The organism is Planctomicrobium aquicomposti, from assembly GCF_051466325.1.
In the GTDB taxonomy this organism is placed as follows: Bacteria; Planctomycetota; Planctomycetia; order Planctomycetales; family Planctomycetaceae; genus Planctomicrobium.
Genome location: NZ_CP195792.1, coordinates 616164 through 642031 on the forward strand (window position 1 = coordinate 616164; position 25868 = coordinate 642031).

Here is a 25868-nt window from a genome sequence, read left to right on the forward strand (position 1 = left end):
ACTGTTCCGATTCTAACGGAAATGGACAGGGATACCGAAGCGAGCAGCGGCATTTCCCGGTTGCGCAATCGTTGCAACCCGCACGGTCGGACTGGCGGCACGGGCTGGGGGCGATCCGGATTTTCATGCTTGTTGAGTGATTGCATCACTTCGTGAAATTTTCAGCAAAGTCGATTTGACAGCATTTCCTGGAACCTATGGTTACGGAATTGAGCGATTGAAATCCGCACCTTTGCGTAGAACTGGCGACGCAGGCCCCATGCAACGCAGACCGACAATTCGACGATCGACCGCTGGCCGCCGCGGGGTGGTGCTGGTCGAAAACGCGTTGGTCATCTCTGCGTTTGGGATTTTTCTCGCCGGGATTCTGGAAATCGGCCATACGTATATGGTCATCAGCACGCTCAACACCGCTGCCAAGCGGGCCGCCCGCTATGGAGCCTGCGAGCAGATCACGACCCAGCAGGTCAAAGAGCACGCGAATTCATTCCTGTCGAAGTCCTTCAAGTCCTCGAAAGCCACCATTCAGGTGAAAGACGCGGGTGTCTTCGATACGTCCAATGTCACTCCGGGCAGCATCGACTATGCCGCTCTTCCGAATCTGGAGTTGTCGAACGCGAAAGCGCGGCAGCTCTACATTGTGCGGATCACCGTTCCCTACAAAGACGTGGCCCTCATTCCTCCTTTCTGGGTGAAGAATCTCACGCTCAAAGGGCAGGCTGTGATGCGGCATGAATAAGACTGTTTCCTGATCACCATGCAAGTTCGACAGACATATCCACGGAACAAGCCGGACGATCGACGCGGAGCCGCGACGGTCGAGTTCGCGATTGTGGCGCCGATTTTCCTGTCGTTGATTCTGGGGATTTCGGAAATGTCTCGCGGGTTGGAGGTGTCACAGAACCTTTCCGCCGCAGTGCGCGAGGGGGGCCGGTTGGGGGCGTCCGACGACAAGTCGGTCCTGTCCTCCGGTGTGACGATGAACAGTAAAGTCATCACCGATATCCGCAACATGATGACCGCGACCGGCATCGACGGCAGCAAGGTGGCCGTCACCATCACGCATGCGGACGGCGAGCAGGCGGGACAGCCCTTTAACTTCGCGGATGAAAGCAATTACCTGAAGAACTTCAGGATTACTGCCCAGATCAATTATTCCGACGCCAGCAAAATTGCAGGTCGGATCATGAAAAACAAGAAGCTGACCTCTTCAATCGTGCTGCGGCTGGGACGCAGCAGATTGTCGACGTGAGCAATTTTCCTCCTGGTGACTCTATGAACTCCGCATTCCGTAAAACGCGTTGTCCGGCCGCTCCTGCTCGGCAGGAATCCCGGCGCGGCGGCTTTGTGATCCTGGCGCTCGTCTGCCTTGTCGTCTGTCTGGCATTCGTCAGCCTCAGCGTCGACGTCGGCTACATCACCATGCAGAAAACCCGCATGCAGAATGCGGTCGACGCGGCTGCGCTCGCTGCGGCACAGGAAATCAGCCATGCCGTGCAGACCAGCCCGGAAGACATTGTTGATGTCACCAGCTACGCACTGGAGAAAGCCCGCATCGTGGCCCGCGATGTGGCAAAGCTCAACGACACTTATATCGATCCGCAGGTCGACGTCGAGTTCGGAACACGAACCTATAATCCCACGACAAAAAAGTACGGGATCAACTGGGGCTCGACTCCGGCCAATGTGGTCCGCGTCACCGCTCGCCGGACCGATGATGATACCTCCAAGCAGGATGGCCAGTTGAAGCTCTTCTTTGCGGGAGCGGCTGGTGCCAATAAATTCGCCAAGGTTCAGACCAGCGCTGTCGCCTTTATCGAGTCCCGCGATCTGGTGGTCGTCCACGACTTCTCGCGGTCGATGAATTTCGACAGCCACTTCCCCTTGAATAATGAAGCGACCAGCCGTCTGTCCAACACACAGATTGTGAACAACCTGCAGACCGTCTGGAATGACCTCGGCTATGGGACGAGCGGTCTGGGAACGATGACGTTCACTCCTCAGTATCTGACGATGTCCAAATCGCAGAGTGGTGTCACGCAGACGGTGAAGTTCCGCTACGACTCCGCCGACATCTCGGTGGATAAGGGGACATTAACGTCAATCCGGACCAGCTACTGGACAAGTTCCAGCCGCAAGACGTTGAGCTCTGAAACCACCACCAACATCAGCGGCAGCAAGACCAGCTATACCTATACCCTCAGCGGGAAAGATCTGGCACGGGTGGTTGTGGTCTCGACCTATACCCCGCCCGCCAGCCCCGAGACAATCACGTCCAACAGTATGACGGTTGTGTTCTCGGCAGACCGCAAGTCAGCCACGATCTCGTCTTCGACGAAACTGCGGGACATTCAGGTGACCTTTACTAATGGATCGACCGACACCAGCCTGACCTGGGCAAATAACGCCGGACCGACCAGCTACACCTATTCCTCCTCCAAGGTGATCGACAAAATCGATCTGCGGCGTACCAGCAGCAGTACCTGGGGTGCTTTCGACGCCTCTCCCGCCACCCAGACGCTGACGATTACGCAACAGTTCGACGACACCGACGCCAATGTGCAGGCGGCCTTCGGGCTCGATCGCATCAGCTATCCCTATGCCGGGGGAAGCTGGAACTCCTTCATCGCGCATGCCCGCGACGACGAACAGATGATCGCCAAGGGATATCGCGAAACTTACGGAGGTCTGTCGTTTGTGAATTACATCTTCCGGGAGCAGTCAGGGCACTGGCAGACCCCCAAGCTGTGCGAGACCCGTCACTATCCGTTCCATGCGATCAAGGAAGGGCACGACCTGCTCTGCAACTTCCTGGGCAATCTCGGCTTCGACGACCATATCGGCATGGTCAGCTACGACACCAGCCACCGCGTGGAAACAATCCTGAACGAGGCAGGTTATCCACAGGTGAATATTTCGACCAAGCCGATCACGAACGACTATGTCTCGGTCAATAACCTGATGAAGTACAAGCAGGCGAACCATTACTCCGGCTCCACGAACATGGGAGGCGGACTGGAGGACGCCGTCACGTTGCTGAAGAATCATTCACGTGCCGGTTCACGCCCCACGATTCTGCTGATGACCGACGGAAACTCGAACTACTGGGACACCGGTCGAAACGGGAATCTGCCGTCTGATTGGAACTGGGACAAGCTGTTCGACTACAACCAGGATGGCGTCAAGGATTACACCACCAGCGACACGCAGAAGCGGTACGTCCTCAAGACCGCCAAGGCCGCCGTTGATGCCGGATACACCATTCATACGATGGCTGTGGGGGCCGACGCCGATGCGGAACTGCTGAAGGCGATCGCCTGGCTGGGGAACGGAGTTTTCATCAACGTTCCGGGGGGCTCGAGTGTGTCGGACATGACCGAACAGGTGGAAGCGGCATTCACCAAGATTGCCGCCTTCGTCCCCCCCGCCAAGCTGTTGAACGACACTCCATAAGAATTCCTGCGGTGAGCAATGCGTTGAAGCCCGGCTCTGCCTGCCGGGCTTTTTTCGTTCAAGTGGTCCGGTGGTCGAGAGCGGCTTTCACGGCCAGAATCGCTCGCCGTGCCAGTTGAGGGAGGGACGGGTCTCCACTTCGCAGTCCCCCTCGACTTTCGTCTGGCAGGCCAGCACCATCGTCTCTTCCTTGCCGATCCGGGCGATCATCCACAGGGGATTGATCACCTCCAGCACTGCCTCCCACCAGCGTTTCCTCTGCAGGTTCTTCTCTCCGGATTTCACATTGACCCGGCAGCTGGCACAAAGCCCATGCCCCTTGCAGTTGAGCTCGGAGTGGAGCCACGGATGAAGCTGCACCCCTTGGCGAAGGGCTTCCTCTCGCAGGTTGGCTCCCCGGGGGACTTCGATCGTCCGCTGTTCGTTCGTAAACGTCACCTTGGGCATCGTTCCGACCTTTCTCGAGCAGGTTATTTTTTCCAGTCCCCGCGCAGTGAGCACTGCCTGTGATGAGAGGCCCAATTCCGCACGGTGAGAACGGCTCAATCCAACTCACGGAGTCACTCGTCCCGATGCCGGTGAAGTCTCACGAACTTGCAGGGACAACTCTGGGGCGACGCCTGGTGTCCCGCCGCCCGGACACCAAACGTTCTGGGGAATGGTTCTCCCGCTGAACGCTCTTTCCATGTCTCGTCCTGCATGCACATCGAGTGATCGACACGCTCGCGCCCAATGACGAAGAGGCCGGCCACCTGGAGAACCGCTCCGCGCGGGATGAAACCTGAATCCAACAGGAATGGTTGATGTTAGATCAGATCAGACCGGGGAGTACCAGTGCGGCGACCGCCTGGTCTTCAAAAATTTCGGCCCCTGGCGTCAGGGGAGTTCGCGCAGCCGGTCCGGTTCAATCGGGGGTGCGGAGGGCTGCCCAGCCGGGAGTCGTGGTGGTGCGTCGCTCGTCCCCTGATTGCGATTCGACAAAGTACATCTCGGTCCCGGGATGTTTCTCTAACAGACGGGAACCTGCTTCCCGACCGAGTATCGCCACAGCCGTCGACAGGCTGTCCGCTGCGATTCCGGTTTTGGCAAAGACGGTGACGCTGCAGGGGGTCGTCAGCCCAATGCCTGTCCGCGGATTGACGATGTGGGAATAGCGGACCCCCTCGATCTCGACGAAACGGTAGGCATCTCCGGACGTCGACACCGCCCCGTTGACCAGTTGAATCCGTTCCGGGGAAGACCCGTGCGGCGAGCCCCCGCGCAGCGGTTCGATCTCAACCCGCCAGAACGATCTCCCGGGAGGAGGATCACCCGCGACGAGATCCCCCGCGACAGCGACAAGCGCCCGGTGCAACCCCCGTTCACGTAAAATGCGCAAGGCTTCATCGGCGGCATAACCTTTGGCGATCGCACCGAAATCCAGTTCCATGCCGGTCTGAAGGAAGGTGACGGTCTGGCGTTCTTCATCCAGGCGAAGTTTTTGATAGCCAGTCCGGCTCAGTGCTGCCGCGAGGCGATCCGGTGCCGGCAGGGTTCGGGAACGTCGGGCACTCCGCCAGAGTTTCACGAGGGGACCCACGGTGACATCAAAGGCCCCGTCCGTCTCCCCGGCCAGCTGCTGGGCCCGCTGCAGAACCAGCCAGAAATCGGGGCTGACTGCTTGCGGCACGCCGACAGCTGCCCCTTTGCAGACCCGCATCAGTTCGCTGTCGTCATCGTAGTCGCTCAGCAACTGGTCAAGTTGTTTCAAACGGGCGTAAGCGGCATTGGTAGCCTCATTTGCAGACTCCTGTGTGGAGGCATAAACTGTAAGGCTGACCGGAATTCCCATGCGAATCCGCTGGAATTCAAACCGCTGCAGTTCTTCCTCTGCGGCGACTTCCGGCAGACTCACGAACAGGGCACAAAGGATTGCAGAAATTCTCAACGTGTTCGTCGCCGAACGTGCGGAAGGTTGAGAACTCATGGCCAGGGACTCCAAGGCTTCAATCAATCGAGAAAGTGCAGTTATGACGTTACGGTTTCGCGAAGCCCTGTGGCAAGTGGCTTTGGTTGTGGTGATGTGGGGAGGCGCTGCCGCTTGGGGAGCCGAGCCCTCCTCGCAGCCGGCAACCGCTGCGGAGATGAAGCCCTATACGCAGTCGATTCGGGACACGGACCTGTCGTTTGAGATGGTGCCGATTCCGGGTGGCGAGTTCATGATGGGAAGTCCCGAGAGTGAAGCGGGACGTGTGGAAGACGAATCGCCGCAGCACAAGGTGCAGGTGGCCCCATTCTGGATGGGGAAACACGAAGTGACGTGGGATCTGTATGACACCTGGCGGCTGAAGCTGGATGAACAACGACGCCAGCTCAAGAACCGGGAAATGGATGCGCTGGACAAGGCGGCCGATGCGGTGACCCGTCCCACACGTGAATACACGGACATGACATTCGGGATGGGGCACGATGGGTTTCCGGCGATTTCGATGACGCAGGTGGCTGCGAAGATGTACTGCGAATGGCTGACGGAGAAGACCGGGGATTACTACCGGTTGCCGACGGAGGCGGAATGGGAGTATGCCTGCCGGGCCGGGACGACGACCGCATATTCGTTCGGAGATGACCCGGAGCAGCTGAGTGACTATGCCTGGCACTTCGGCAACTCAGGAGAGACGTACCACAAGATTGGCCTGAAGAAGCCGAATCCGTGGGGTCTGTACGATATGCACGGAAACGTGGCGGAATGGGTGCTGGATCGTTACGAGCCGGAGTTCTACAAGGAGTCGGCTGCTCAAAAGCTGGCGGTGTTCCCCCTCTGTGTTCCGAATGGCGATGAGTACCCGCGCGTCGTTCGAGGCGGCTCCTGGAGTGATGATCCGGAACTGCTGCGGAGTGCCGCGCGTGTTGCTTCCAGTGATGACTGGAAAATTCAGGATCCCCAATTGCCCAAGAGCATCTGGTGGCTGACGGATGCCCAGTTTGTGGGGTTCCGGGTGGTGCGTCCGTTCACCCGTCCCACTCCTGAAGAGATCGAGAAACAGGTGCTGCATCCGGATATCCCGGAAGACCTGAAGAAATAATGCATGTCCGGGAACTGGCTGTTCTGCAGTCGCTCCCTCCGCTGAATAGTTTCCTTGAGGAGTCATGGCTGTGCTTGAGAACGATGTGGCGATCAACAAGTTTCTGTTCGGCTACCTGCAGATGCTGCTGAGTGATCTGCAGGATGAGCAGCTGGCGGCTCAGCCGGTGGCCGGAACGAATCATCCCCTTTGGACACTCGGGCACCTTGCGGTCTCCGCAGACTCCTGTCTCGGCCGCTTTGGCAGTGAGAAGACGTTGCCGGAAACATGGGGAAAGCTGTTCGGTCCCGGTTCCACGCCGACTTCGAATCCCGCTGACTACCCATCGCGTCAGGAACTGCTCGCTGCAGTCGAGGAACGCTATGCCACGCTCTGTGCGCTGGTTTCCGGCTGGACTCAGGCAGAAGCGGGGCAGGCGAATCCGCATCCCCGGCTGAAAGAGAAGCTGCCGACTGTGGAAGGACTAGCTGCCTTTATCCTCACCGGACACTACGGAATTCACCTCGGTCAACTCTCCATGTGGCGGCGGACCATGGGGCTGCCGGCGCTGTTCTGACGGAGAGCGTGATTCACTGTGGCGGGACGGCGGATTCACAATGCTTGTGCGCCGCTGCTTCCGGGATGCCTCCGTTGGCCGAATCCCTTTGGAGTCGATTCCGTCGCAGGAGCCCCCCACACGACGGGCGGGCCATGACAACGAATGTGAAGACCGGATGTCGTGCCGGTTGTCTTGCAGGCAGACACGGCTCTCCAACAGGGTTGGTCTTTCCCCTGCCCGCGCAGCACGTTTTTCGTCTGGGGAAATGCCGACATTCCCGTGGCGAGAGCGGGGCGATGAAAAGTCGAAATGCTCTAATTGCCGGACTGCTGGAGACGGTACAGTTTGGGCGCAAGACCGAATTTGCGCTGAAAGACTTCGCTGAAATAACGGCTATTGGAAAAGCCTACCGAGGCCGCCACTTTCTTGATCGAAAGATCCGACCCGATCAGCAGCCTCTGGGCCTCTTCCAGCTGAACGCGGAGGACTTCTTCTTTGAGTGATCGACCCAGGAACTGCTTCATGCGTCGTTCCAGTGTCCGCCGTTCCACCGAAACGGCTCGCGACAGGTCTTCAATACGCAGGCCCTTGCAGGCATTCGCCCGGAGATAGCTCAATGCCTGGCGAAGCTCCGGATTTTCCACAGCATAGATGTCCGTGGAACGCCGGGAGACAACCCGTCCGACCTGCATAATGACCGGTGCGGTCGGTGCAGGCTCACCCTTCATCATCGAATCGAGCACTTGCGCAGCCTGATAGCCGACGCGGTCCAGACTAATATCGATGCTTGTCATGGGTGGATTGGCAACTCCGCACAGGAATTCGTCATTGTCGACACCCATGACAGCCACATCTTCGGGCACTCGCACATTCGCGCGGCGACAGGCGTCCAGCAGTTGCAATCCTCGTTCATCGTTGTAGGCCAGAATTGCCACCGGTTTCTTCAACGTATCCAGCCAGCGGACAAGATCGGCCTGGTCCTGCTCCCAGCTCCACGTCGTCCGCCGAGTGGGGAAATCTTCGCATTCAAAGCCTTGCTGCCGCGCTAATTCGAAAAAGAGATCCCGCCGGAAATCCATGCAATGTGACAGACCGGTCGGGTAACCGCAAAATGCGAGACGACGAAATCCGCGGCTGATGAAATGATCGATGGCTGCGGGAACGATCGTGCGGTTGTCCACGCCAACGGCAGGGATTTTGAGATCCGGGACGTTAAATCTCAGATCCACCGCGGGAATGCCTGTCCCTTCGATAATGCGGGCGGCAGCCGGATCTTCAATGCGGGCGAGAATGCCATCGCCCTTCCATTTCTCCAGCCAGTTGGGAACCGGGTCACAGATGCCGCGCGGCTGGAGAAAAAATGACCAGGGTCCATGCTGCGTCTGATAGCGCAGAATGCCCCGGAGCAGGCTGCGCCCGTATTCACGTGAAGTCTCAATGAGCAGAGCGACATGGGGCAGCCTTTTCAAAAGCACCTCCCTCCGAGCGTCTCGTGGTCCATGTTGCGCAGACGACTTTATTGTCGCAATCTCGGACCTGTTTGTCATGAATTTGATCTGTGTTTAAGGATGAAGCCGGCGTATTTTGCATTTGCACCCCAACGGGGCTCGCCTGCGTGGAGGGAATGCTGCCGTTCCAGCGGAACTGGCTTGGCGTCCGGCTTTCTCGCAAGTCATCCCGCGAATCCGGGGAGACAGTGGGTAACGGAATTCTGCAGAGCAGTTTCGTGAATCGTTATCGACTGATCATCGATCAGGCATTTTTTCGCCTGTGAGTGAATTTCTGTTTTTTCTGTTCCTTTTCAGGAGAGTTCCATGCGTGATCCGGAAACGAGGAAGAGAGCGCAGCAGACCCGATTCGGTTTTACGTTAATCGAGCTGTTGGTAGTGATTGCCATTATCGCGGTGCTGATCGCCTTATTACTGCCAGCGGTGCAGCAGGCGCGCGAGTCGGCTCGACGTGTGCAGTGCAAAAATAACCTGAAACAGCTGGGATTAGCGGTACATAACTATTGTGATGTTGCCGGCTGTTTTCCTCCCGGAGCACTTTATGATCACCCGACCTGGAACAGCAATTCAGGCGGCTGGCCGGTGTGGACGTGGTCGATTTTTCTGGCTCCTTATATGGATCAGGCAGCACTTTATAACGCCGTTCAGCCCGGGTCCGGTTCCTCGGCAGCGACTAGTAACACGCAGAGTTCCTTCGGCAGCAAGCTCAACACGTCGCCGACCAAGCAGATGCTGCAGCAGCCGGTTCCAGCCTTCCGTTGCCCTTCGGATAACGCGCCTGATCTGAACGTTCTCTATGGAATTAACGGCAATGCCACCACGATCGGGTTGCTGATGGCGTCAAGTAATTATATTGCCAATAACGGCTCGGGCGACCCATATCCAGGGCTGGGTTCAACGCCCGCGGGGGGCCTGAGCACACTCTCGACGAACTTTCGCTGGAATAATGGAATGTTTGGAGCCATTGGAAAAGGCTCTCAACGTCTGGGAAATCCGGACGCGGGAATTGATCCAGCGAATCCCTACATCAAAGGCGGTGTCTGCCGGCTGATTCGCGATGTGACGGACGGGTTGTCGAATACGATTGCGATCGGAGAGCGCGCCTGGGAATCGGGCGGAATTATCTACGGCGCAGCCACGCTTTGGGGGCAGCGGGGAGTGACGCATTATGGGTGCGGCGCTGTGGCGGTTCCGGGATATGGGGACAGCAATGTCGGGATGCCGCTCACGCACGGTGCCGGACATTTTCTGATGAACCCTCCTGTCATCACGACGTCCTGCCAGCAATACCACCGCTGGTCGTTTTCAAGTCAGCATCAGGGTGGGTGTCATTTTCTGCTTGCCGATGGAGCAGTCCGATTCATCAGCGAGAACATCGATGCTGCCGAAGGAAACGGGCTTCAGGCACCGTCGCAGTTTCGCACGTATGCCCGGCTGTTAGCCGCTGACGATGGACAAACGCTTGGCGATTATTAACGCAGTGGGCTCTCTTCGTGCTCGCGCAGTGCGGCGCCCTGTGGGCAAGGGGGCGCTGCCCTGCGGAAACGGGATGAGCCATTAGCTCGCGTATTGGTAGGGGGGGCCTGAGCAAGGAGAGAAGCGCCCTTGTTCTGCAAAACGTGTTTTCAGCATTGAGAGTGATTGGACAATGATGTTTTCCAGATCAGGCTTTCCGTTGTCAGTGTGGCGGTTGCCGCTGATTGCAGTCGTAGGTTTACTCGCAGGATGTGATTCAGGTGACGTGGACCTCGGCAGGGTCTATGGGAAAGTGACTCTGGACGGGCAACCGCTCCCGGAGGCAGCGGTCATTTTTGTACCCACGGGCCCGGGCCGCAGTGCTCGCGGCAGGACCGATGGGCAAGGGTATTACGAACTGCAGTACAGCGCGACGAGTACGGGGGCGCTGGTGGGACCGGTGTCCGTCGAAATCCGGTTAGGAACCCCGGAGATTCGAGAAACACTGCCCGCGAAATATCACAACAAAACCGTCCTCAAAGAAGAGGTGAAGCCGGGAAAGAATGAGATCAACTTCGATCTGCAGTCGAAATAGAGCGGGTTGCCCTCTCCAGTACGCGCAGCCGCCGTTTCGTCCGGTGAAATGCTGGCTTTCACGTGGGCGAGGAGGGAGCAATCCAAGTTCAAATTCTCTCGCTGTCTCTGTGCCAGAGATCACCTGGAGCGAGTCGTGAGAGGGCGGTCGCTTCGGTAAACGCACCGTCCGTCCACCTGCTTTGGAGAAGCGCGACGGCCGGGAGGGTGAAGGGCTGAGACATCGTTGCGGCTTCAGGCCCTCACGAAAAAACGGTGGTCCACGTTCACTTCGCTCGGGGGAATCACGGCCCGCGGATCATTTGATGCCGATCAACGATCAGATCACGTAGTCGGTCTTCTGGCCGAGCAGCCGGTCCACCAGATCCTGCGGCAGCTCGATGGAAGCGGAATCGCCATCATCGACATCAGAGGGATTGATACCGCAATAGCTGGACCACGGACCCAGGTGACGCCAGCGGCCGGCACGTTTCGGTTCTCCGGGCATCACTGGTGTGGTGCAGCGATTGCAGCTGATCGTCGAATAACCCTGTGAGTGCAGCGGATTGACAATGACCCGGTGTTCTTCGATGTAAGCCAGCATCTGCTCGTCGGTGAAGTTGGCGAGCGGGTTGACTCGCACGGTGTTGGTCTCGGTATCGATTCCCAGAATCGGAGCTTTGAACCGTTTCCCCCCATCGGCCCGTCGAAGGCTGCCGATCAGGGCATCGTACTGCCCTTTGATGCGTAGCAACGGCTCGACCTTTCGCATGTGGCAGCATTCTTTCTGCCCTTCCACGGACAGATACAGCACGCCATATTTTTCGGTCTGTTCGGCCATGGTCAGTTCGGGGAGCAGGGTGCGGATTTCGAGTCCATATTCCTGTGCAATCCGGTCGCGGGTCTCCAGTGTTTCGGGAAAGGAGACGCCGGTGTCGACGAAGACCACCGGGATATCCAGCTGCAGGTGCGAAATCATATGGCAGACGACGCTGCCCGCTTCCTGCATGGCGGAGAGTCCGCCGATCCGGTCGCCGAAGGTCACTTTGGCCCAGCGCAGCAATTCTTCAGGAGTCCGGTCCTCGAATGATTTCGCCAGCTGATTGAGCTGGGCTTGCGACAGACGTGCCATGTGACCTCAAACGACCTTTCGAACGAACACAAATTGCAGGGAAACAGTTCTTGCTCCCGATGCGGCGGGAGACTGAAATCCGGAAATCACCACACAGCCCATCGGGCAGGAAGTGTGGAGGCCGGCAGCATTTCTTTCCGGGACTCGCGCCGCGACACGCTGACAGGAAGTGGGGAAACGGGCTCGATTTCCGAGTGCTGCAGTCGGGGCAGACGCTCAGTGATCGGAGCAGGACCGCAATTCCCGCTGCGAAAGTGTAGCAGTCAGTGCACCGGCATCAAATTCGACTTCAGGAGTGCGTCTCCCGGTCGAACGTGAAACTGGGGCCGCAGGACAGGGGAGGAGATCAGTCCCAAACCTCGAAACCGTGGTTCAGGATTTCCCGCTCGTGGCTGCCGCAGCGATGCGTGACAGGACCGGTCAGGCTTTCGGTGTCGATCTCATCGGATGAGTTGCGAATGGAATCGCACCGTTCGGCCAGCAGATCTTGGTCCTGTTCCAGGTTGAGCGGCAGGTCTTCGTAAGGTGTGGGAAGTCCGTTCATGGCCGGCTCCTGGCCGCGAATGCTGAAATTGCCTGATGTGAATGGCTTCAGTATAAGCGAGCACTGATGTTGCGTCACGCAAGACCGGAGTGGAATTTATAAGTGGTTTCTCCTGTGAAGGATACGTTGCGGTTGTGGTGGCCGGACCGACGGGGGCCGGGCTCGAGATTCTGGAAAAAATTGTCAGCAATCCCCGTTTGATCAGGCTGAGGTTCCGGAAGGAGCGAGGATCGCTTCGCGGTTGACTCAGTCGGCCCAGGGGATCATGTCACCCTGATAGCGTTCGTAGAACAGGAAGCCGAGCCGCTCGCTGAGCCGGGAGAGGTATTCCTTCTTGAACTGCGGCAGGGGCTGGTCGTACGACGAGCGGGGAACTTTGGTCGGGAACACGAAATCGAGTTCCTTGGTGAAGATCCGTTCCCCCTCTTCGAACTCATCGTCCATTTTCACGACATGCACGTAGGCCTCTGTGCGGCCCCGGTACAGCGTGGTGCTCTCCCCCTCATACAGGGAGAAGTCCGCCAGCTCGACTTCGATCACATAGTTGGCGTGAAAGAACTTTCCGATCTCCGAGGCCTTCTCCCAGTCCGGATGCTCATCGCAATAGGCACGGATATAGTCGGGCTCGATCACCTTAATATGTTTTTCTGCCAGCCGATACGTCAGGTACTTGGCGACGTCATCGTCAATCTGCGGGAACTTCCACTGCAGTTCGGTCGGTGCAAAGCAGACGACCGCCACCACCTTTTTGGGGGCACTCATCGATTCGCCGGTTTCGGCGTCGAAGTCCGGTTCAATCGATGGCGGACCATGCAGCAGATAGCTGATGAGCACGAACTGCGAACAGCCGCAGGCGGTCACCGACAGACAGGTCAACGTCAACCAGCACCAGAGCCGGGTCTGTAAGCGAAGTTTGCGGATCAGAGAGACGAAAGTCATGGCTCGGTCCAGTTGGTCCGTTCAGCGGTCTGAAGGAGGTGAGAACAGGTTGCCCGGGTCAGTCCCCGCGTGTCAGGAACAGGTGAATCAACCTGCTCTAGTTGGCAAACAGGCTGTGCTGATTGACTGAGTAAAAGGAATTGCCGAGGCAATCCGTGATCTGGTCGATGCATTCCCGCAGGAACACGTTCTTGGGAATCTGGTCCACGGGAATCGGATAGGTCGAGGGATACGATGTCTGAAACGTCTGATCCATCACCTGGACCGTGTGCCGGCTGTCTCCTTCTCCGCGGACCTCATAGACGGTGACCTTGCCATTGCAGCGGCCGCGATACAGTGTCTTGCTGGCAGGCTCGAGGCAGGAGAAGCCCTCCAGCCGCACATGCGCGATGTAGTCGACATCGGGCAATTCGCGTGCGAGCAGCTTCGGATCGAATTTTCCGCCGCGGCTATCAAGCACCCGCGAGGCGTCATCGGATTTCGAGACGATCAGTTTGTGACGCCGCATTTTGCGGATCAGCTCTTCCTGCACGTCCGAGGTGAGGGACGAATAGTCGTCCGTCACCAGTGCGGGCGAGCTGCAGTACACCAGCACTTTCTTCTCAGCCTTCTTCAGATTGATGCCGGTAGCCTGTTCGAGTGCCGACTGCTGAATCGGGTCCCCCGAGAGAACCTTCGCGAGCATCATGAAGTTCTGCACGCAACCGGTCTGGAAGACGCACAGCAGACTGAGCGCCACGACTGCACGCAGTCGTCGTCGGCTGATCCGGAGGTGTTTGGGGATGGACATGAAACGTTCCTGCACGAAGACTCGACTGCCGTCCTGTCGCGGAACCGCGACGGCATTCAGGGGGCCAGTGGGCAGTCTGAGCACACCGGAGGGGAGGTGGGACGTTCGGGAGGGAAAACGGGAAGGGAAATCGAAAGGGGAGCTTCAGGCAAAACAGACTACGTAACCCCACTGCAGGCCGGCGAACACCGCCAGCGCGATTAACAGGGTCAGCAGGCAACTGAGTGGCTCATCGACAGCCACACAGTAACCCCGCCGGAGACTCAGCCAGGACCAGGGAAGAAAACAGGCTGCACAGAGTGCCATGATGAAGACCGTGGCATTGGCCCGCAGGGCACTCGACCATTGGCCTCGCACGAAATGAGCAACACAGGTTGTTCCACCGCATCCGGGACAGGGGATTCCAAACAGGGATCGAAAGGTACAAGGGGGGAGTCCGAATTGCTGATGGGTCCCAAACCCACGCGGGTCGGGTGTCACCAGCCAGGCGGACGCAAATCCGCACAGCACCACCACGCTCAGGCCGAGCAGCAGAAACCACTGCCGTCGGGAAAGCTTGGCACCATGCGTTGGAGGAAAGGACATGGGACAGGAGGGGGGTTGATACAAGCGTGCCAGTCGGGCATCAATGTCAGTCTACGGTTCCCGCGGATTTCCTGACTAGAGTGCAAAAATCTGCCGGTCCTGTCCGGAATTGACTCAAGTTTCACGGGGCATTGTTCTCGAAATGGTCTCAAGCCGTTCCTGTTCAGCCTCGCAGGGCGTGGAGCTGCGGGCAGAACCCTGTCTGAAAAGGGGCTGCGAGGAGGGCGCGGAGAAACTGCGTAAGCTTCTGATTCGCAGAGAGATGGGAGAGGGTCAGGCGTCGGCTCGCTTACCGATCCAGCACTCTTTATGCTTCTGGAATCACCTGATTTCGCTACTCAAGGGAATTTCCATGTCTCGCGCGATGTCTCCGGTTCAATGGGCGCTGGCCGTTTGTCTGATCTCCAGTACCAGCCTGCTTCAGGCTGAAAATCCGACGGCACCTCCGGCGGAGCAGAAGGGGGCTGCGGCGGCTGCGAAATCCCTGGAACTCCCCGCGACAGACGACGGCCTGCCGGGAGCGGGACCCCTGCGCCGGACGAGTTCCTATCAGAAGAAGTGGAAGACCCGCAGAGAACAGTTCGCCCGGGAGGCGGCTCAGGACCATGATGCCGTCGTGCTGCTGGGAGATTCCATTACCGAAGGCTGGAAAAATCTGACCACGGAGCTGTTCCCCGGCGTCAAGATTGCCAACCGCGGGATCGGCGCTGACACCACCCGGGGAATGCTGTACCGGCTACAGGACGATGTGCTGTCGATCAACCCGAAGTGCGTGGTCCTGCTGATGGGCACAAACGATCTGGCGGACGGCATCAAGCCCAGTGTCGTGGCGGGCAACCTGAAGCTGATTGTGGCGGCTCTGAAGAAACACGATCCGAAGATGCCGATCATTTTCTGTCAGATCATGCCGAGTGCGGAATCCAAAGCTCGTCCGGCCGCATTGATCAACGAAGCCAACAAACTTTGCCTCCAGGCGATTCAAGGAGATCCGCACATCACAGCGCTGGATACCTGGTCACTCTACGCCACCCCGACCGGCGACGCTCCGGTCGAGCTGTTTCCGGATCTGCTCCATCCGAACGCCGCGGGCTACGCCCGCTTTGCCGCTGCGTTGCGGCCGCTGCTGGCGACTCTGGGATTCATGGAAACCGAGCCGGATCAATTCTCCGTGGAGCCGGGCTTCAAGAGCCTGTTCAATGGCCGCGATCTGACTGGTTGGGGCGTTCGTGAAAAGAAAGGGGATGACACCGTCACTCCTGTCGGCAGTGTCACCGCGACTCCCGATGGTCGCTACGTCGCATTAAACGGTCGACTGATTGTGACCACCCCACCGGAAGGACGCCGCGTTCAGGTGCTTTGGACAACCGAAGAGTTCCCGAAAGACTTCGTGCTGCGGCTGGAATTCCGTTGCACTCCCAAGGCGGACAGCGGAGTCTTCATCCGCAAGCCGCAGCTGCAGTGCCGCGACTATCTCACCGCCGGTCCTTACAAGGAACTGAAGAAGTACAAGCCCCAGGACTGGAACGAAATGGAAGTCGTTGTGAAAGGAGAGACCGCGTACTGCACCTGCAATGGGGAAGTGCTGCAGGAGGCTCTCAAAGTTCCAGCGACCGGTCCCATTGGTCTGGAAGGGGATGCCGGGCAGATGGAATATCGTCGCATTCGCATCGGCCAGCCCGAATAGTGCGTTTTGACAGTTGGATTTCCCCGTCTTCGTCACACGGCAGCCAGCATTTTACCAGACAATGCCCCGGCTGCGCGGCGACTGGAAAGAGTACCTGCTTTCAAACGTGCGGGTGGAATTCCGGTCCTCGCGCTCCAGTCGAGTCTGTCGGCTTGGAGCCGCGAGGACCAGTTAATTTCTATGTCGGGCGCTGGTCCGCACTCGGCGAAATCTTCGCCCCGTCACCGCGTGGCGTTCAGTTTTAGGACTTCAAGCCGGTAAAGGCATGTGGACTTTGGATTGCTCCGTCGGAGCCATGCGGATGTCAACATTCCCCAGACGAAGCGCTTACTGAGCGGGCCCTGGAAAGAGCAGCCGGCTCTAGCGAAACCCCCCGGTGATGTTCAGCAGCTGACCGGTGATCCATGAGGCTCCCGGCGACGCGAGAAACGCAACGGCGGGTGCGATGTCGCGTGGGAGTCCGCTCCGGCCGAGCGGGGCCGTGGCGATGAAGTTCTGGTGCAGTTCGCTGCCGATAAAGCCCAGTGAGTGGGTCCCCTCGGTCTCCACCATGCCCGGATTGACCGAGTTCACTCGAATCTGCCGCGACCCGAGTTCGTTGGCGAGTGTCCGCGTGATCGAATCCACAGCCCCCTTGGTGCCATTGTAGATCGACCCTTGCGGTGGGGCAGCAGTGGAAACAACTGACCCGATATTCACGATGCTCCCCCCCTTCGGATTGAAGTGTCGCAGGGCTGCCTGGGTCGCCAGCAGCAAGCCCAGCACGTTGGTGTCGAACATCTTGCGAAACGACTCGGTAGTCAGCTCTTCAATCGGCTGAAATTCGTAGACGCCGGCGTTGTTCACCAGCGTGTCGACCTTGCCGAAGTTCTGCTCCGCTGTCGCGAAGAGACGGGCCATGTCAGGGATGCTGGAGACGCTCCCCTGAACAGCAATTCCCTTTCCTCCCGCTTTTTGAATCGCGGCGACCGCCTTGTCGGCTCCCGCTTTGTCGGAAGCATAGTTCACCACGACCGCCGCTCCGGCTGCGGCCAGCTCCCGGGCGATCTCAGCGCCGATTCCTTTGGACGCTCCAGTCACGACTGCCACTTGACCAGCGAGTAACTCTGACATTGAACAGCTCCTGGGTGACGAGCAGTCTGCCCCGCCGTCCAGCAGGCTCCTCTGTTGAGAGGCTGCGGTGGGGGGAGTAAGAGATCAGCTGCTCTGGTTCGACGAGCGCGTTTTGTACTACTGGGTACAAAATAGTCGCCGACTCTTGGAGCGTCAAGGAGGTTTGTGTACCATTTAGTAAGAAATTTCCGAGACAGCCTGCACGAGATGAGACCATGCCCCCCGGGCGACCCCGCGCCTTTGACATCGACCACGCCCTTGGACAGGCCATGAAAGTGTTCTGGGAAAAGGGCTATGAAGGAGCCTCGCTGCCTGAACTGACGCGTGCCATGGGAATTAATCGTCCCAGTCTGTACGCCGCATTCGGGAACAAGGAGAGTCTGTTTCACAAGGTGATCGATCACTATCTGAGCGGGCCGGGCTGTGAGGCCAAAGACTCCCTCTCGATGCCGACGTCACGGGAGGTCGTGAAGCACTGGCTGCAGTCCCGTGTCAGTCTCGCGACTTCGCCCGAGCAGCCTCGTGGCTGTCTGATGGTGCAAAGCGCCCTCGCCTGTGGAGAAGGGGCGGAGTCAATTCGACGGGAGCTGATTCGTCGGCGTCGAAACAGTGAACTGGGGCTGCAGGCTCGATTTCAGCAGGCGATCGATGAGGGAGACCTCCCCGCAGAGGCCGATGCCGCCGCTTTGGCCCGGTATCTTTCCGCTGTCACTTACGGGTTGGCGGTGCAGGCAGCCGGAGGAGCCAGCCGGCAGGAACTGGAAGGGGTGGTTGATCTGGTCGTCCGGTCCTGGCCTCCCTGAAAGTTCTCCGATGATCCTGCCTCTTCCGCGCTCTCCTGCCTCTGCTGGGTGACTCGCAAGGACGTGTGGCGATCTCCTCGTGCGGGGGGCCTATGGCGAGCTGTGATGGACCGGCTAATCAGGCTGGTCCTTTTTCCTGAAAATTCATATGCTCAGGAAATGGCTCGTGGGAACGTGTCCAATTCGGTTGTGGGTTGTTCGCCAACAAGGAGTTTAGGGCGTGGCGACAGTTGCCGACGGTAATACAGAGAACGCGACCCACCCGGGGAATGAAAGAACATTGTTCACGCGTCGCACCTGCTCCCTGCTGGGAGTTCAAATTGCAGGAGTTGGCTCCTATGTTCCCGAACAGGTAGTCACCAACGACGAGCTGAATCGGCGGTACGGCTGTGATCCGAGCTGGATTGTCCAGCGGACCGGAATCACCGAGCGTCGGCATGCTCCTCCGGAAATGGCGACCAGCGACCTGTGCGTGGAAGCAGCCCGACGGGCGATTCGCTCCGCAGGTGTCGATCCGCAGCAGATTGATCTGCTGGTTTGCGGCACATTCACTCCCGACTACCAATGCCCCTCCACCGCCTGTCTGATTCAGGATCAGCTGGGGCTGGATTGTCCTGCCTTTGATACCGCTGCCGCCTGCGCCGGTTTCATGTATGCCCTGGTGACCGCGGCTCAGTATGTCGCCACCGGCAATGCCCGCTATGCTCTGGCTGTCGGCGGCGACGTCAACAGCCGCATCGTCAATCCTGCTGACCAGAAAGTTTACCCTCTGTTCGGCGACGGAGCCGGGGCGGTCCTGGTCACACGGGGAGGTCACGATCAGGGGCTGGTCTGTTATCAGCTCGGTTCAGATGGAAGCGGCGGGCCTCTGCTGGATCGCCCCGCCGGAGGAACCAAGCTCCCGCTCACCGCCGAGTCGGTACTGGCGGGGCAGCACTTCCTGCGGATGGATGGCCGCAACGTCTTCAAATGGGCCGTGCGGGTTCTGACCGACACGATCACGCTGGTGCTCGAAAAGAGCGGCATGACGATCAACGATGTCTCGCTGTTCCTGTTGCATCAGGCGAACATCCGGATTATCTCCGCTGCCGCAGAGCAGCTGGGAATCCCGGAAGACAAGCTCTTCAATAATCTGCAGAAGTACGGCAACACGTCCGGCGGCTCGATTCCGATCGTCCTGGACGAAGCGATTCAGGCCGGAAAAGTGAAGCGGGGAGATACCCTGCTGATGTGCGGCTTTGGCGGTGGTTTGACTTGGGGAACCGGACTGTTTCGCTGGTAGGCGGCGCGGCTTCTCCCTGAAGTTCCCGCAGTCATTCCCTCTCGCAGTCGAAGTGTTCGCGCGAGACAGGCAGTTCCGGAGACAGACAGCGCCGGAATTGGATCTCCGGCTTTTTCTTTTCCCCGCGATCCGTTTAGGATACGCGTTTCCATCCGTTCCCATTTTGTTGAAGTCACCGACATGGCTCATTCCACTCCCGGCGGTTACCTCGAACGCATGTTCGGCCTGCAGCAGAAGACAGCGGTGGTGATTGGGGGAACGGGTGTTCTCGGCGGGGCGATGTGCGACGCGCTGGCGGCCGCGGGTGCGCATGTCTACGTCGTCGGCCGGAACGAAGATGCCGGCCAGGCGGTCGTGGACCGCTGGCAGGGCCGGGCGACATTCTTCCGCGCGGACTCCACCAATCGCGAAGAGCTGGAATCGCTCGTCGGCCACCTGCAGACTCATGGCCGTGCCTGCGACATTCTGATCAACGGCGCCGGGGTGAATTCACCGACACCCTTCCTGGAAATCACCGATGAAGAATGGGACCGGATTCTCAGCATCAATCTGACCGGAGTTCGGGTCGCCTGTCAGGTGTTCGCGAAATACATGCTGAGCAGCAACACCAGCGGCTCGATCATTAACGTCGCTTCGCTGTCGGCGATCACACCCCTCTCTCGGGTCTTTACCTACTCGGCGAGCAAAGCGGCGGTGCTGAATCTGACCCAGAATCTGGCCCGGGAATGGGCTGCGAAGGGGATTCGTGTGAATGCGATTTCTCCGGGCTTTTTCCCGGCGGAGCAGAATCGCAAAGTGCTGACCCCCGAACGGGTCGAGAGCATCATGCGTCATACGCCGATGGCGCGGTTTGGAAATCCAGAAGAATTGGCGGGAGCGATTCTGCTGCTGGCGTCAGACCGGGCCGGAAGCTTTTTGACGGGTCACAATCTCGTTGTCGACGGCGGCTTCAGCGGGATGACGATCTGAAGCGGGTGGCTTTGGATTGGCCCGATCTCGCCTGGGGTCGTGAACCCTTGAGGACGCGAAAGAGTTGCCGCGCGGGAGCGGGAAAAGAGCGGCCTGCTCAAGGCACGATCAAAGAGGCCATTCAAAAAGGCATCATGCAATGAGTGGCTGGCCTCCGTGAGCTGGAGGACAGGCAGGGCAGGAGCGACGGCGGAGTCAGGGTTCGTCGCCGGCGGGAACCTGTGTCGACTTCGCCAGTTCGGCCGATGCCCGTTGCAGGGCTTCGTAGACCTCGTGACGATGGATCGGAACGTCTTTGGGAGCCTCGATCCCCAGACGAACCTTATCCCCGCGGATTTCCACCACGGAGATGACGATCCGGTCATCGATCACGATGCTCTCGTTCTTCTTGCGCGAGAGAACCAACATTGGTATGTCGCCTCATCTGCACGCTTCGCTGAGAAGAGAACGCGAAGCGTTCGCTCACCCCTGAATTTATCGCTCACTACGATAAACCCACTTTTCTCGCTTGACATCATACGACCGACATTTTAGCCCGTCAACGAGTGAATCGGCAACAATTGCCGATTTCTCGTCAACGTCGCGACTTACGTCGAATTCCGCTCAACTTTGCAGCGGAAGGTCAGCTGTCGGTCTTGGGCTCCTTCTTTGCATCTCCTTTTGTAGAAATGACTTCCGGACGAAGGAGTGGAAAAAAGATCACGTCTCGAATTGTGTGACTGTTGGTTAACAGCATCACCAGTCGGTCGATTCCAATGCCCAGTCCCCCCGCCGGAGGCATGCCGACCTTGAGCGCCTTGATGAAATCCCAGTCCATCTTGGCCATTGAATCTTCTTCCGAAAGACCGGCCAGCTGCGTCTGGAACAGCTCCTCCTGCAGCTTCGGATCGTTCAGCTCGGTGTAAGCGTTGGCCAGCTCCATGCCGTGGACGAACAGCTCGAACCGTTCCGCCAGGTGGGGACTCCCGACTTTCCGCTTGGTCAGGGGACAGATCGAAGCCGGGTAGTCGGTCACGAACACCGGTCCGACCAGCTGGTCTTCGACACAGGCTTCGAAGACCTCGCTGACGACCACATCCGGGTGAATGTCGGTGGCATCGAGCTTGGCGATGAATTCCGGCTTGATGCGCCCCAGGCGGGCCTGCTCGCGAGCCTTCTGCCGGACCGCATCGCTGTCGGTCATGTCGCAACCGGCGTATTCCCGGAAGAGGTCGCCGTAAGTCCGGCGGGGCCAGGGGGGAGTGAAGTCAATCTCCTTGTCACCCCAGGGGAGGACAAGTCGACCGGTCGCCGCTTCCGGAGATTGCGTCGCTGCCAGCACCGCCCGCGCGGCGTTGGTCACGATCGCCTCGGTCAGATCCATGATCGTTTCGTAATTGCCGTAGGCCTCGTAGGCTTCCAGCATCGTGAACTCGGGATTGTGCGTGGCGTCGATCCCTTCATTCCGGAAGACGCGACCGATTTCATAGACCCGTTCGATGCCCCCGACCATCAGCCGCTTCAGATGCAGCTCCAGGGCGATCCGCAGATACAGTTCGATGTCGAGTGCGTTGTGATGAGTAGTGAACGGTCGGGCGGCCGCTCCCCCCGCAATTGCGTGGAGCACCGGAGTCTCGACTTCCACGAACTGGCGTTCCCGAAGTGTCTGCCGAACCGAATCGACGATCGTGCTCCGCAGCAGTAGCTTGTCCCGGACCCCCTGTGTGTAGATCAGGTCGAGCTCGCGATGGCGAAGCAAGGTTTCGATGTCGGTGACACCGTGATGCTTCTCGGGGGGCTGTGTCAGCGACTTGGTCAGCACCGTCAGTTGCTGCACGAAGATTGAAATCTCACCGGTGTCCGTCCGGCGGAGGACCCCGTCCACGCCAATCAGGTCGGCGAGGTCGAGTTGCCCCATCAGCTCCCACTGGGCATCCGACAGATCACCCCGTGAGAAGAGGAGCTGGATTCTGCCCGTGGCGTCGGCGATGTCCAGAAACCGCAGTTTTCCTGCCTTGCGCCGCAACATGATGCGCCCCGCCACGCGGACTGCGGCTCCATCCACGCCATTCTCGGCGGGAGCCTGCGCGCGGGCGGCGGAGATGGGAATTCGGCCGTCGTAGCGTTGTCCAAAGGGGTCGTGACCGAGTTCGACAATCTTGGCGAGCTTATCGAGACGGGCCTGTTCAAAACGGTCGGGCTTCATGGCTGGGCTCGGCATCTTTCACAAAAAATCCGGAAGGAGAGACCCCTGCCGGTGCAATCAGGTTCCAGTGGATTCGAATTGCTGTCAGCCGGACTGCTGACAGGGCTGAGATCAGCTGCGCAGCGTCAGCGGTTGTTCTCCGATGGTCAGCATCGTCACGTTTTCCGCAGGGTAGCGTCGGGCATAATCTGCAATCTGGTCGATCGTGAGGGACTCTACCAACTGATGGATCTCCGCCAGAGTGTTGACTTTTTTCAAGTGAAACCAGTCCCGAGCGATCGATGAAGCGCGGGCGCCGGTCGATTCCTGCTGCATGATCAGCGAGCTTTTCGCGCGGGCTTTACAGCGGGCTAGTTCCCCCTCGTCGAGGTGATCGCCAATGCCGCGCAGCTCCTGCAGCATGACGTCGAGAGTTTCCTGTGCCCGTTCCGTCGTGGTCCCGGCGTAGGCCAGAATCCGCCCCTCGGTGAGGAGTGTATTCAGCGAGGCGTAGACCGAATAACAAAGCCCGCGCTTCTCGCGGACTTCTGTAAACAGCCGGGAACTGGTCCCTCCGCTGAGAATGCTCACCGCTGCCCATGCCGCGTAATAGTCCGCATGTCCAAACGGGACAGAATTGTAGGCCAGCCCGATATGGGTCTGGGTCGACTCATGAGGAATGTGCTTAACGGTCTGAGAGACCGGGACGCGCTGAATCCGGGGCTCGGGGGAGGGGCCCCAGTCGCCGAACGCCTGTTCGACCGCCGCCCGGACTTCGGCGGCCGAGACGTTCCCCGCCACACCGATGAGTGTTCCATTGGGACGGACGTGCTGCCGGTAGTGGTGCAGCAGTCCGCGGTGATCGATGCCGTCGAGCTCTTCCAGAGTTCCGTCACTCGGGCGATTCCAGGGGCTGTCGTAGCAGCAGCGCCGGAGTTCGACGAGGACCTTCCGCTGCGGTTCGTCTTCTTCGGTCAACAGGCTTTGCTCGACGCCGCTCATCACCGCGGGAAACTGTTCTTCCGCGAGTTCCGGGCGCCGGAGCATGTCGGCGTAGATCGGCAGGGCTTTCACCAGATTTTCCGCGAGGGTGGCTCCGGCAAAGGTGATGAAATTCCAGCCGACGTTCTCGCTGCGCTGCACTCCGAGGTTGTCGAGGGCGTTGGAGATCTGCCGGCTGTTGCGACCGCCGGCGCCCCGGGTCATCAGGTCACAGAGCGCCGCGGCCGTTCCGTTCCGCCCTTCCGGTTCGTAAATCGTGCCGGCCGGCGTCATGATCGCGAAGGAGGCCGACTGCACGTGGTGCATTTCCTCCACGAGCAGGGTCAGGCCGTTGGCGAACGGAAAAATCTGAATGGATTGATCGTGCATGGGGAACCGGGATCGTGGAAAACGGGTCAGTGTAAGGGAGAAGGGAAGGGGCTGTCGAATGCGGAGGGTCCCCGCCGCATTGCCAACCGGAAAACGACGCCGGAAAGCGGCTCTCCCCCGTGTCGGCCGTGAAATCACCGGGCGTCATAACTACACTGCACGTTCCCGTTTCTGCATTATCGATCTCGAAAGACCAGCTCTCATGGCGGACATGGAACGCTCGCAACTCATGGACAAAATCGTCGCCCTCTGCAAGCGACGCGGGTTCATCTTCCAGAACTCCGAGATTTACGGCGGACAGAACGGGTTCTGGGATTACGGCCCCCTCGGGACGGAGCTGAAACGCAACGTCCGCAACGTCTGGTACGAGGATATGGTCTTGCGGCACGACCCGCTCGATCCTCCTCCCGGGGCTCCGTCGGCGTTTCAGATGGTCGGCATCGAATCGGCGATCATCATGCACCCGCAGGTCTGGAAAGTGAGCGGTCACTACGATCTGTTCTGCGACATGATGTCGGACTGCCGCGAAACCAAAGGCCGTTTTCGGTTTGACCACCTCAAGTGTCGAGCTGTCGAACTGGTCCCCGAGGGAGCCCAGGCCGACGCTCCGACGCAGACGTTTGTCATCGCTTCTATCGCGGAAGACGACGCCGAAAGCGACATCGAGACTCTGGCGCTGAAGTTCTTCAAACTCAAATCCAAAGAACGCCATCGTTTGCAGTGGAAAGAGGCGGTCCGTTCCCTCTCCCCGCAGGAAGACCTGAACGTGGTGGTCGCTCCCGGAGCCACCAAGCCCGGGACACTGACCACTCCGCGACACTTCAACCTGATGATGGAAACCGGCATTGGCGCCATTCAGAGCGACGACAACAAAGCGTTTCTTCGACCGGAGACCGCACAGGGGATCTTCGTCAATTTCAAAAACGTGATGGACTCCACACGCGTCAAGCTGCCGGTGGGAATCTGTCAGGTCGGAAAGAGCTTCCGCAATGAAATCACGCCGCGCAACTTCACGTTCCGCTCGCGCGAATTCGAACAGATGGAAATTGAGTTCTTCTGCCGTCCCGAAGAATCGCAGCAGTGGTACCAGTACTGGCGCGACCGCCGCTTCGCGTGGTACACGAATCTCGGGATCGGCCCGAAGCACCTGCAGCTGCGCGATCATGCCCAGGATGAACTCTCGCACTATTCAGTCGGAACCGCCGACATCGAATACCAGTTCCCGTTCCTCGAACCCGGGGAGTATGGCGAGCTGGAAGGGGTCGCCCATCGGGGTGACTTCGACCTCCGCTCGCATATGGAAGGGAAACTGCACACCGGCCCCGATGGCAAGTTGACCGTGGAACTCGACGCCAATGGCCAGCCGAAATGGCGCGGCTCGGGCAAAGACCTGACCTACTTCGACGACCAGACCCGCGAACGCTTCCTCCCGCACGTGATCGAGCCCTCGGCAGGAGCCGACCGCGGGACGCTCGCCTTCCTCTGTGAAGCCTATCACGAGGATCAGGCCCCGGATGACAAGGGAGCCATGCAGACCCGAGTCGTCATGAAGTTCCACCCGAGACTGGCACCGGTGAAAGCGGCCGTCTTTCCGCTGGTCAAGAAGGATGGACAGCCGGAGAAGGCCAAAGAGGTTTATCGCGCCCTGCTGCAGGCGGGAATCGCCGTGACGTACGACGAGCAGGCTGCCATCGGAAAACGCTATCGTCGGCAGGATGAAGCGGGGACGCCGTGGTGCATCACCGTCGATAACGACACGCTCAGCGGCGATACCGTGACGATTCGCGACCGGGATTCGCTGGAGCAGGTCCGGCTGCCGGTCAAAGAGGTGGTCGGCGAGATTCAGCGCCGGCTGCGTGGGTAATTGCTGTTGATCCCTGGCTGATTCATCCGTACCCCGGAT

Annotated in this window: 24 protein-coding genes; 12 read left to right on the forward strand and 12 right to left on the reverse strand. The window is 59.1% G+C overall.

Annotated features, from left to right (window positions below):
* Positions 1–259: 259 nt before the first annotated feature.
* Genes SH664x_RS02305 through SH664x_RS02315 form a run of 3 tightly spaced genes read left to right on the forward strand, consistent with a single transcriptional unit; the run spans position 260 to position 3453 of the window.
* Positions 260–739, forward strand: a complete 480-nt coding sequence (locus tag SH664x_RS02305; protein WP_437204699.1) for a TadE/TadG family type IV pilus assembly protein — start codon at positions 260–262, stop codon at positions 737–739.
* 18 nt (positions 740–757) lie between these two features.
* Entirely contained in the window at positions 758–1252 is a 495-nt protein-coding gene (locus SH664x_RS02310) for a TadE/TadG family type IV pilus assembly protein (RefSeq protein ID WP_437204701.1), read from the forward strand.
* 23 nt (positions 1253–1275) lie between these two features.
* The gene (locus tag SH664x_RS02315) at positions 1276–3453 is read left to right on the forward strand and encodes a pilus assembly protein TadG-related protein (protein ID WP_437204703.1); all 2178 of its coding nucleotides are present in this window, start codon (positions 1276–1278) and stop codon (positions 3451–3453) included.
* A gap of 87 nt (positions 3454–3540) precedes the next feature.
* Here the strand turns inward: SH664x_RS02315 and SH664x_RS02320 are convergent, their stop codons facing one another.
* On the reverse strand, positions 3541–3900 hold the full coding sequence (locus SH664x_RS02320; RefSeq protein ID WP_437204705.1) for a 2Fe-2S iron-sulfur cluster-binding protein: 360 nt from the start codon (positions 3898–3900) through the stop codon (positions 3541–3543).
* Positions 3901–4357: 457 nt separating this feature from the next.
* Positions 4358–5419 (reverse strand): FAD:protein FMN transferase, encoded by a 1062-nt coding sequence (locus tag SH664x_RS02325; protein ID WP_437204706.1) that lies wholly within the window; start codon positions 5417–5419, stop codon positions 4358–4360.
* Between the two features lie 43 nt (positions 5420–5462).
* Between SH664x_RS02325 and SH664x_RS02330 the strand changes: the two genes are divergently transcribed.
* Both SH664x_RS02330 and SH664x_RS02335 read left to right on the forward strand, forming a co-directional pair.
* Positions 5463–6515 (forward strand): formylglycine-generating enzyme family protein, encoded by a 1053-nt coding sequence (locus SH664x_RS02330; protein ID WP_437204707.1) that lies wholly within the window; start codon positions 5463–5465, stop codon positions 6513–6515.
* 64 nt (positions 6516–6579) lie between these two features.
* A complete protein-coding gene (locus SH664x_RS02335; RefSeq protein ID WP_437204709.1) occupies positions 6580–7071 on the forward strand; it encodes a DinB family protein in 492 nt (163 codons plus the stop codon).
* Positions 7072–7367: 296 nt separating this feature from the next.
* Here the strand turns inward: SH664x_RS02335 and SH664x_RS02340 are convergent, their stop codons facing one another.
* Positions 7368–8522 carry a substrate-binding domain-containing protein gene (locus SH664x_RS02340; RefSeq protein WP_437204710.1) on the reverse strand — a complete coding sequence of 385 codons (1155 nt, stop codon included), beginning with the start codon at positions 8520–8522 and terminating at the stop codon, positions 7368–7370.
* A gap of 345 nt (positions 8523–8867) precedes the next feature.
* On the opposite strand from SH664x_RS02340, the gene SH664x_RS02345 reads away from it, so the two are divergent.
* The gene (locus tag SH664x_RS02345) at positions 8868–10037 is read left to right on the forward strand and encodes a DUF1559 family PulG-like putative transporter (RefSeq protein WP_437204712.1); all 1170 of its coding nucleotides are present in this window, start codon (positions 8868–8870) and stop codon (positions 10035–10037) included.
* A gap of 265 nt (positions 10038–10302) precedes the next feature.
* The gene (locus SH664x_RS02350) at positions 10303–10611 is read left to right on the forward strand and encodes a carboxypeptidase regulatory-like domain-containing protein (RefSeq protein WP_437204714.1); all 309 of its coding nucleotides are present in this window, start codon (positions 10303–10305) and stop codon (positions 10609–10611) included.
* A gap of 318 nt (positions 10612–10929) precedes the next feature.
* On the opposite strand, the gene SH664x_RS02355 is transcribed toward SH664x_RS02350, so the two are convergent.
* The 5 genes from SH664x_RS02355 to SH664x_RS02375 form a co-directional block, all read right to left on the reverse strand.
* Positions 10930–11721: a phosphoadenylyl-sulfate reductase gene (locus SH664x_RS02355; RefSeq protein WP_437204716.1), complete on the reverse strand. Its 792-nt coding sequence runs from the start codon at positions 11719–11721 to the stop codon at positions 10930–10932.
* Between the two features lie 346 nt (positions 11722–12067).
* Positions 12068–12265 (reverse strand): hypothetical protein, encoded by a 198-nt coding sequence (locus SH664x_RS02360; protein ID WP_437204718.1) that lies wholly within the window; start codon positions 12263–12265, stop codon positions 12068–12070.
* A gap of 246 nt (positions 12266–12511) precedes the next feature.
* On the reverse strand, positions 12512–13204 hold the full coding sequence (locus tag SH664x_RS02365) for a hypothetical protein (RefSeq protein ID WP_437204719.1): 693 nt from the start codon (positions 13202–13204) through the stop codon (positions 12512–12514).
* A gap of 97 nt (positions 13205–13301) precedes the next feature.
* Positions 13302–13994 (reverse strand): hypothetical protein, encoded by a 693-nt coding sequence (locus tag SH664x_RS02370; RefSeq protein ID WP_437204721.1) that lies wholly within the window; start codon positions 13992–13994, stop codon positions 13302–13304.
* A gap of 144 nt (positions 13995–14138) precedes the next feature.
* Complete coding sequence (locus tag SH664x_RS02375; protein WP_437204723.1) at positions 14139–14579, reverse strand: DUF2752 domain-containing protein; 441 nt, start codon at positions 14577–14579, stop codon at positions 14139–14141.
* A 352-nt stretch (positions 14580–14931) separates the two neighbouring features.
* Here SH664x_RS02375 and SH664x_RS02380 point away from each other — a divergent pair, with 352 nt between their 5' ends.
* Positions 14932–16263 (forward strand): GDSL-type esterase/lipase family protein, encoded by a 1332-nt coding sequence (locus SH664x_RS02380; protein ID WP_437204725.1) that lies wholly within the window; start codon positions 14932–14934, stop codon positions 16261–16263.
* Between the two features lie 360 nt (positions 16264–16623).
* Here the strand turns inward: SH664x_RS02380 and SH664x_RS02385 are convergent, their stop codons facing one another.
* Positions 16624–17376: a glucose 1-dehydrogenase gene (locus SH664x_RS02385; RefSeq protein WP_437204727.1), complete on the reverse strand. Its 753-nt coding sequence runs from the start codon at positions 17374–17376 to the stop codon at positions 16624–16626.
* Positions 17377–17591: 215 nt separating this feature from the next.
* Between SH664x_RS02385 and SH664x_RS02390 the strand changes: the two genes are divergently transcribed.
* From SH664x_RS02390 to SH664x_RS02400, 3 genes are all read left to right on the forward strand, one after another.
* On the forward strand, positions 17592–18179 hold the full coding sequence (locus SH664x_RS02390; RefSeq protein WP_437204728.1) for a TetR/AcrR family transcriptional regulator: 588 nt from the start codon (positions 17592–17594) through the stop codon (positions 18177–18179).
* A 280-nt stretch (positions 18180–18459) separates the two neighbouring features.
* A complete protein-coding gene (locus SH664x_RS02395; RefSeq protein WP_437207173.1) occupies positions 18460–19461 on the forward strand; it encodes a beta-ketoacyl-ACP synthase III in 1002 nt (333 codons plus the stop codon).
* A gap of 180 nt (positions 19462–19641) precedes the next feature.
* Entirely contained in the window at positions 19642–20430 is a 789-nt protein-coding gene (locus SH664x_RS02400; protein WP_437204729.1) for an SDR family oxidoreductase, read from the forward strand.
* A 195-nt stretch (positions 20431–20625) separates the two neighbouring features.
* On the opposite strand, the gene csrA is transcribed toward SH664x_RS02400, so the two are convergent.
* From csrA to SH664x_RS02415, 3 genes are all read right to left on the reverse strand, one after another.
* Complete coding sequence (gene csrA / locus SH664x_RS02405; protein WP_437204731.1) at positions 20626–20838, reverse strand: carbon storage regulator CsrA; 213 nt, start codon at positions 20836–20838, stop codon at positions 20626–20628.
* Between the two features lie 214 nt (positions 20839–21052).
* Complete coding sequence (gene lysS, locus SH664x_RS02410) at positions 21053–22615, reverse strand: lysine--tRNA ligase (protein WP_437204732.1); 1563 nt, start codon at positions 22613–22615, stop codon at positions 21053–21055.
* A gap of 111 nt (positions 22616–22726) precedes the next feature.
* Positions 22727–23965 carry a M16 family metallopeptidase gene (locus SH664x_RS02415; protein WP_437204734.1) on the reverse strand — a complete coding sequence of 413 codons (1239 nt, stop codon included), beginning with the start codon at positions 23963–23965 and terminating at the stop codon, positions 22727–22729.
* Positions 23966–24194: 229 nt separating this feature from the next.
* Here SH664x_RS02415 and SH664x_RS02420 point away from each other — a divergent pair, with 229 nt between their 5' ends.
* Complete coding sequence (locus SH664x_RS02420) at positions 24195–25829, forward strand: glycine--tRNA ligase (RefSeq protein WP_437207175.1); 1635 nt, start codon at positions 24195–24197, stop codon at positions 25827–25829.
* Positions 25830–25868: the final 39 nt, after the last annotated feature.

Bases quoted from the DNA above. Each gene is read 5' to 3' on its own strand.
- SH664x_RS02415 (WP_437204734.1), bottom strand. From the start codon at position 23,965: ATGCACGATCAATCCATTCAGATTTTTCCGTTCGCCAACGGCCTGACC.
- SH664x_RS02390 (WP_437204728.1), top strand. From the start codon at position 17,592: ATGCCCCCCGGGCGACCCCGCGCCTTTGACATCGACCACGCCCTTGGA.
- SH664x_RS02360 (WP_437204718.1), bottom strand. From the start codon at position 12,265: ATGAACGGACTTCCCACACCTTACGAAGACCTGCCGCTCAACCTGGAA.
- SH664x_RS02310 (WP_437204701.1), top strand. From the start codon at position 758: ATGCAAGTTCGACAGACATATCCACGGAACAAGCCGGACGATCGACGC.
- SH664x_RS02315 (WP_437204703.1), top strand. From the start codon at position 1,276: ATGAACTCCGCATTCCGTAAAACGCGTTGTCCGGCCGCTCCTGCTCGG.
- SH664x_RS02305 (WP_437204699.1), top strand. From the start codon at position 260: ATGCAACGCAGACCGACAATTCGACGATCGACCGCTGGCCGCCGCGGG.
- SH664x_RS02325 (WP_437204706.1), bottom strand. From the start codon at position 5,419: ATGAGTTCTCAACCTTCCGCACGTTCGGCGACGAACACGTTGAGAATT.
- lysS (WP_437204732.1), bottom strand. From the start codon at position 22,615: ATGAAGCCCGACCGTTTTGAACAGGCCCGTCTCGATAAGCTCGCCAAG.
- SH664x_RS02380 (WP_437204725.1), top strand. From the start codon at position 14,932: ATGTCTCGCGCGATGTCTCCGGTTCAATGGGCGCTGGCCGTTTGTCTG.
- csrA (WP_437204731.1), bottom strand. From the start codon at position 20,838: ATGTTGGTTCTCTCGCGCAAGAAGAACGAGAGCATCGTGATCGATGAC.
- SH664x_RS02385 (WP_437204727.1), bottom strand. From the start codon at position 17,376: ATGTCAGAGTTACTCGCTGGTCAAGTGGCAGTCGTGACTGGAGCGTCC.
- SH664x_RS02355 (WP_437204716.1), bottom strand. From the start codon at position 11,721: ATGGCACGTCTGTCGCAAGCCCAGCTCAATCAGCTGGCGAAATCATTC.
- SH664x_RS02375 (WP_437204723.1), bottom strand. From the start codon at position 14,579: ATGTCCTTTCCTCCAACGCATGGTGCCAAGCTTTCCCGACGGCAGTGG.
- SH664x_RS02370 (WP_437204721.1), bottom strand. From the start codon at position 13,994: ATGTCCATCCCCAAACACCTCCGGATCAGCCGACGACGACTGCGTGCA.
- SH664x_RS02335 (WP_437204709.1), top strand. From the start codon at position 6,580: ATGGCTGTGCTTGAGAACGATGTGGCGATCAACAAGTTTCTGTTCGGC.
- SH664x_RS02345 (WP_437204712.1), top strand. From the start codon at position 8,868: ATGCGTGATCCGGAAACGAGGAAGAGAGCGCAGCAGACCCGATTCGGT.
- SH664x_RS02420 (WP_437207175.1), top strand. From the start codon at position 24,195: ATGGACAAAATCGTCGCCCTCTGCAAGCGACGCGGGTTCATCTTCCAG.
- SH664x_RS02320 (WP_437204705.1), bottom strand. From the start codon at position 3,900: ATGCCCAAGGTGACGTTTACGAACGAACAGCGGACGATCGAAGTCCCC.
- SH664x_RS02365 (WP_437204719.1), bottom strand. From the start codon at position 13,204: ATGACTTTCGTCTCTCTGATCCGCAAACTTCGCTTACAGACCCGGCTC.
- SH664x_RS02400 (WP_437204729.1), top strand. From the start codon at position 19,642: ATGGCTCATTCCACTCCCGGCGGTTACCTCGAACGCATGTTCGGCCTG.
- SH664x_RS02330 (WP_437204707.1), top strand. From the start codon at position 5,463: ATGACGTTACGGTTTCGCGAAGCCCTGTGGCAAGTGGCTTTGGTTGTG.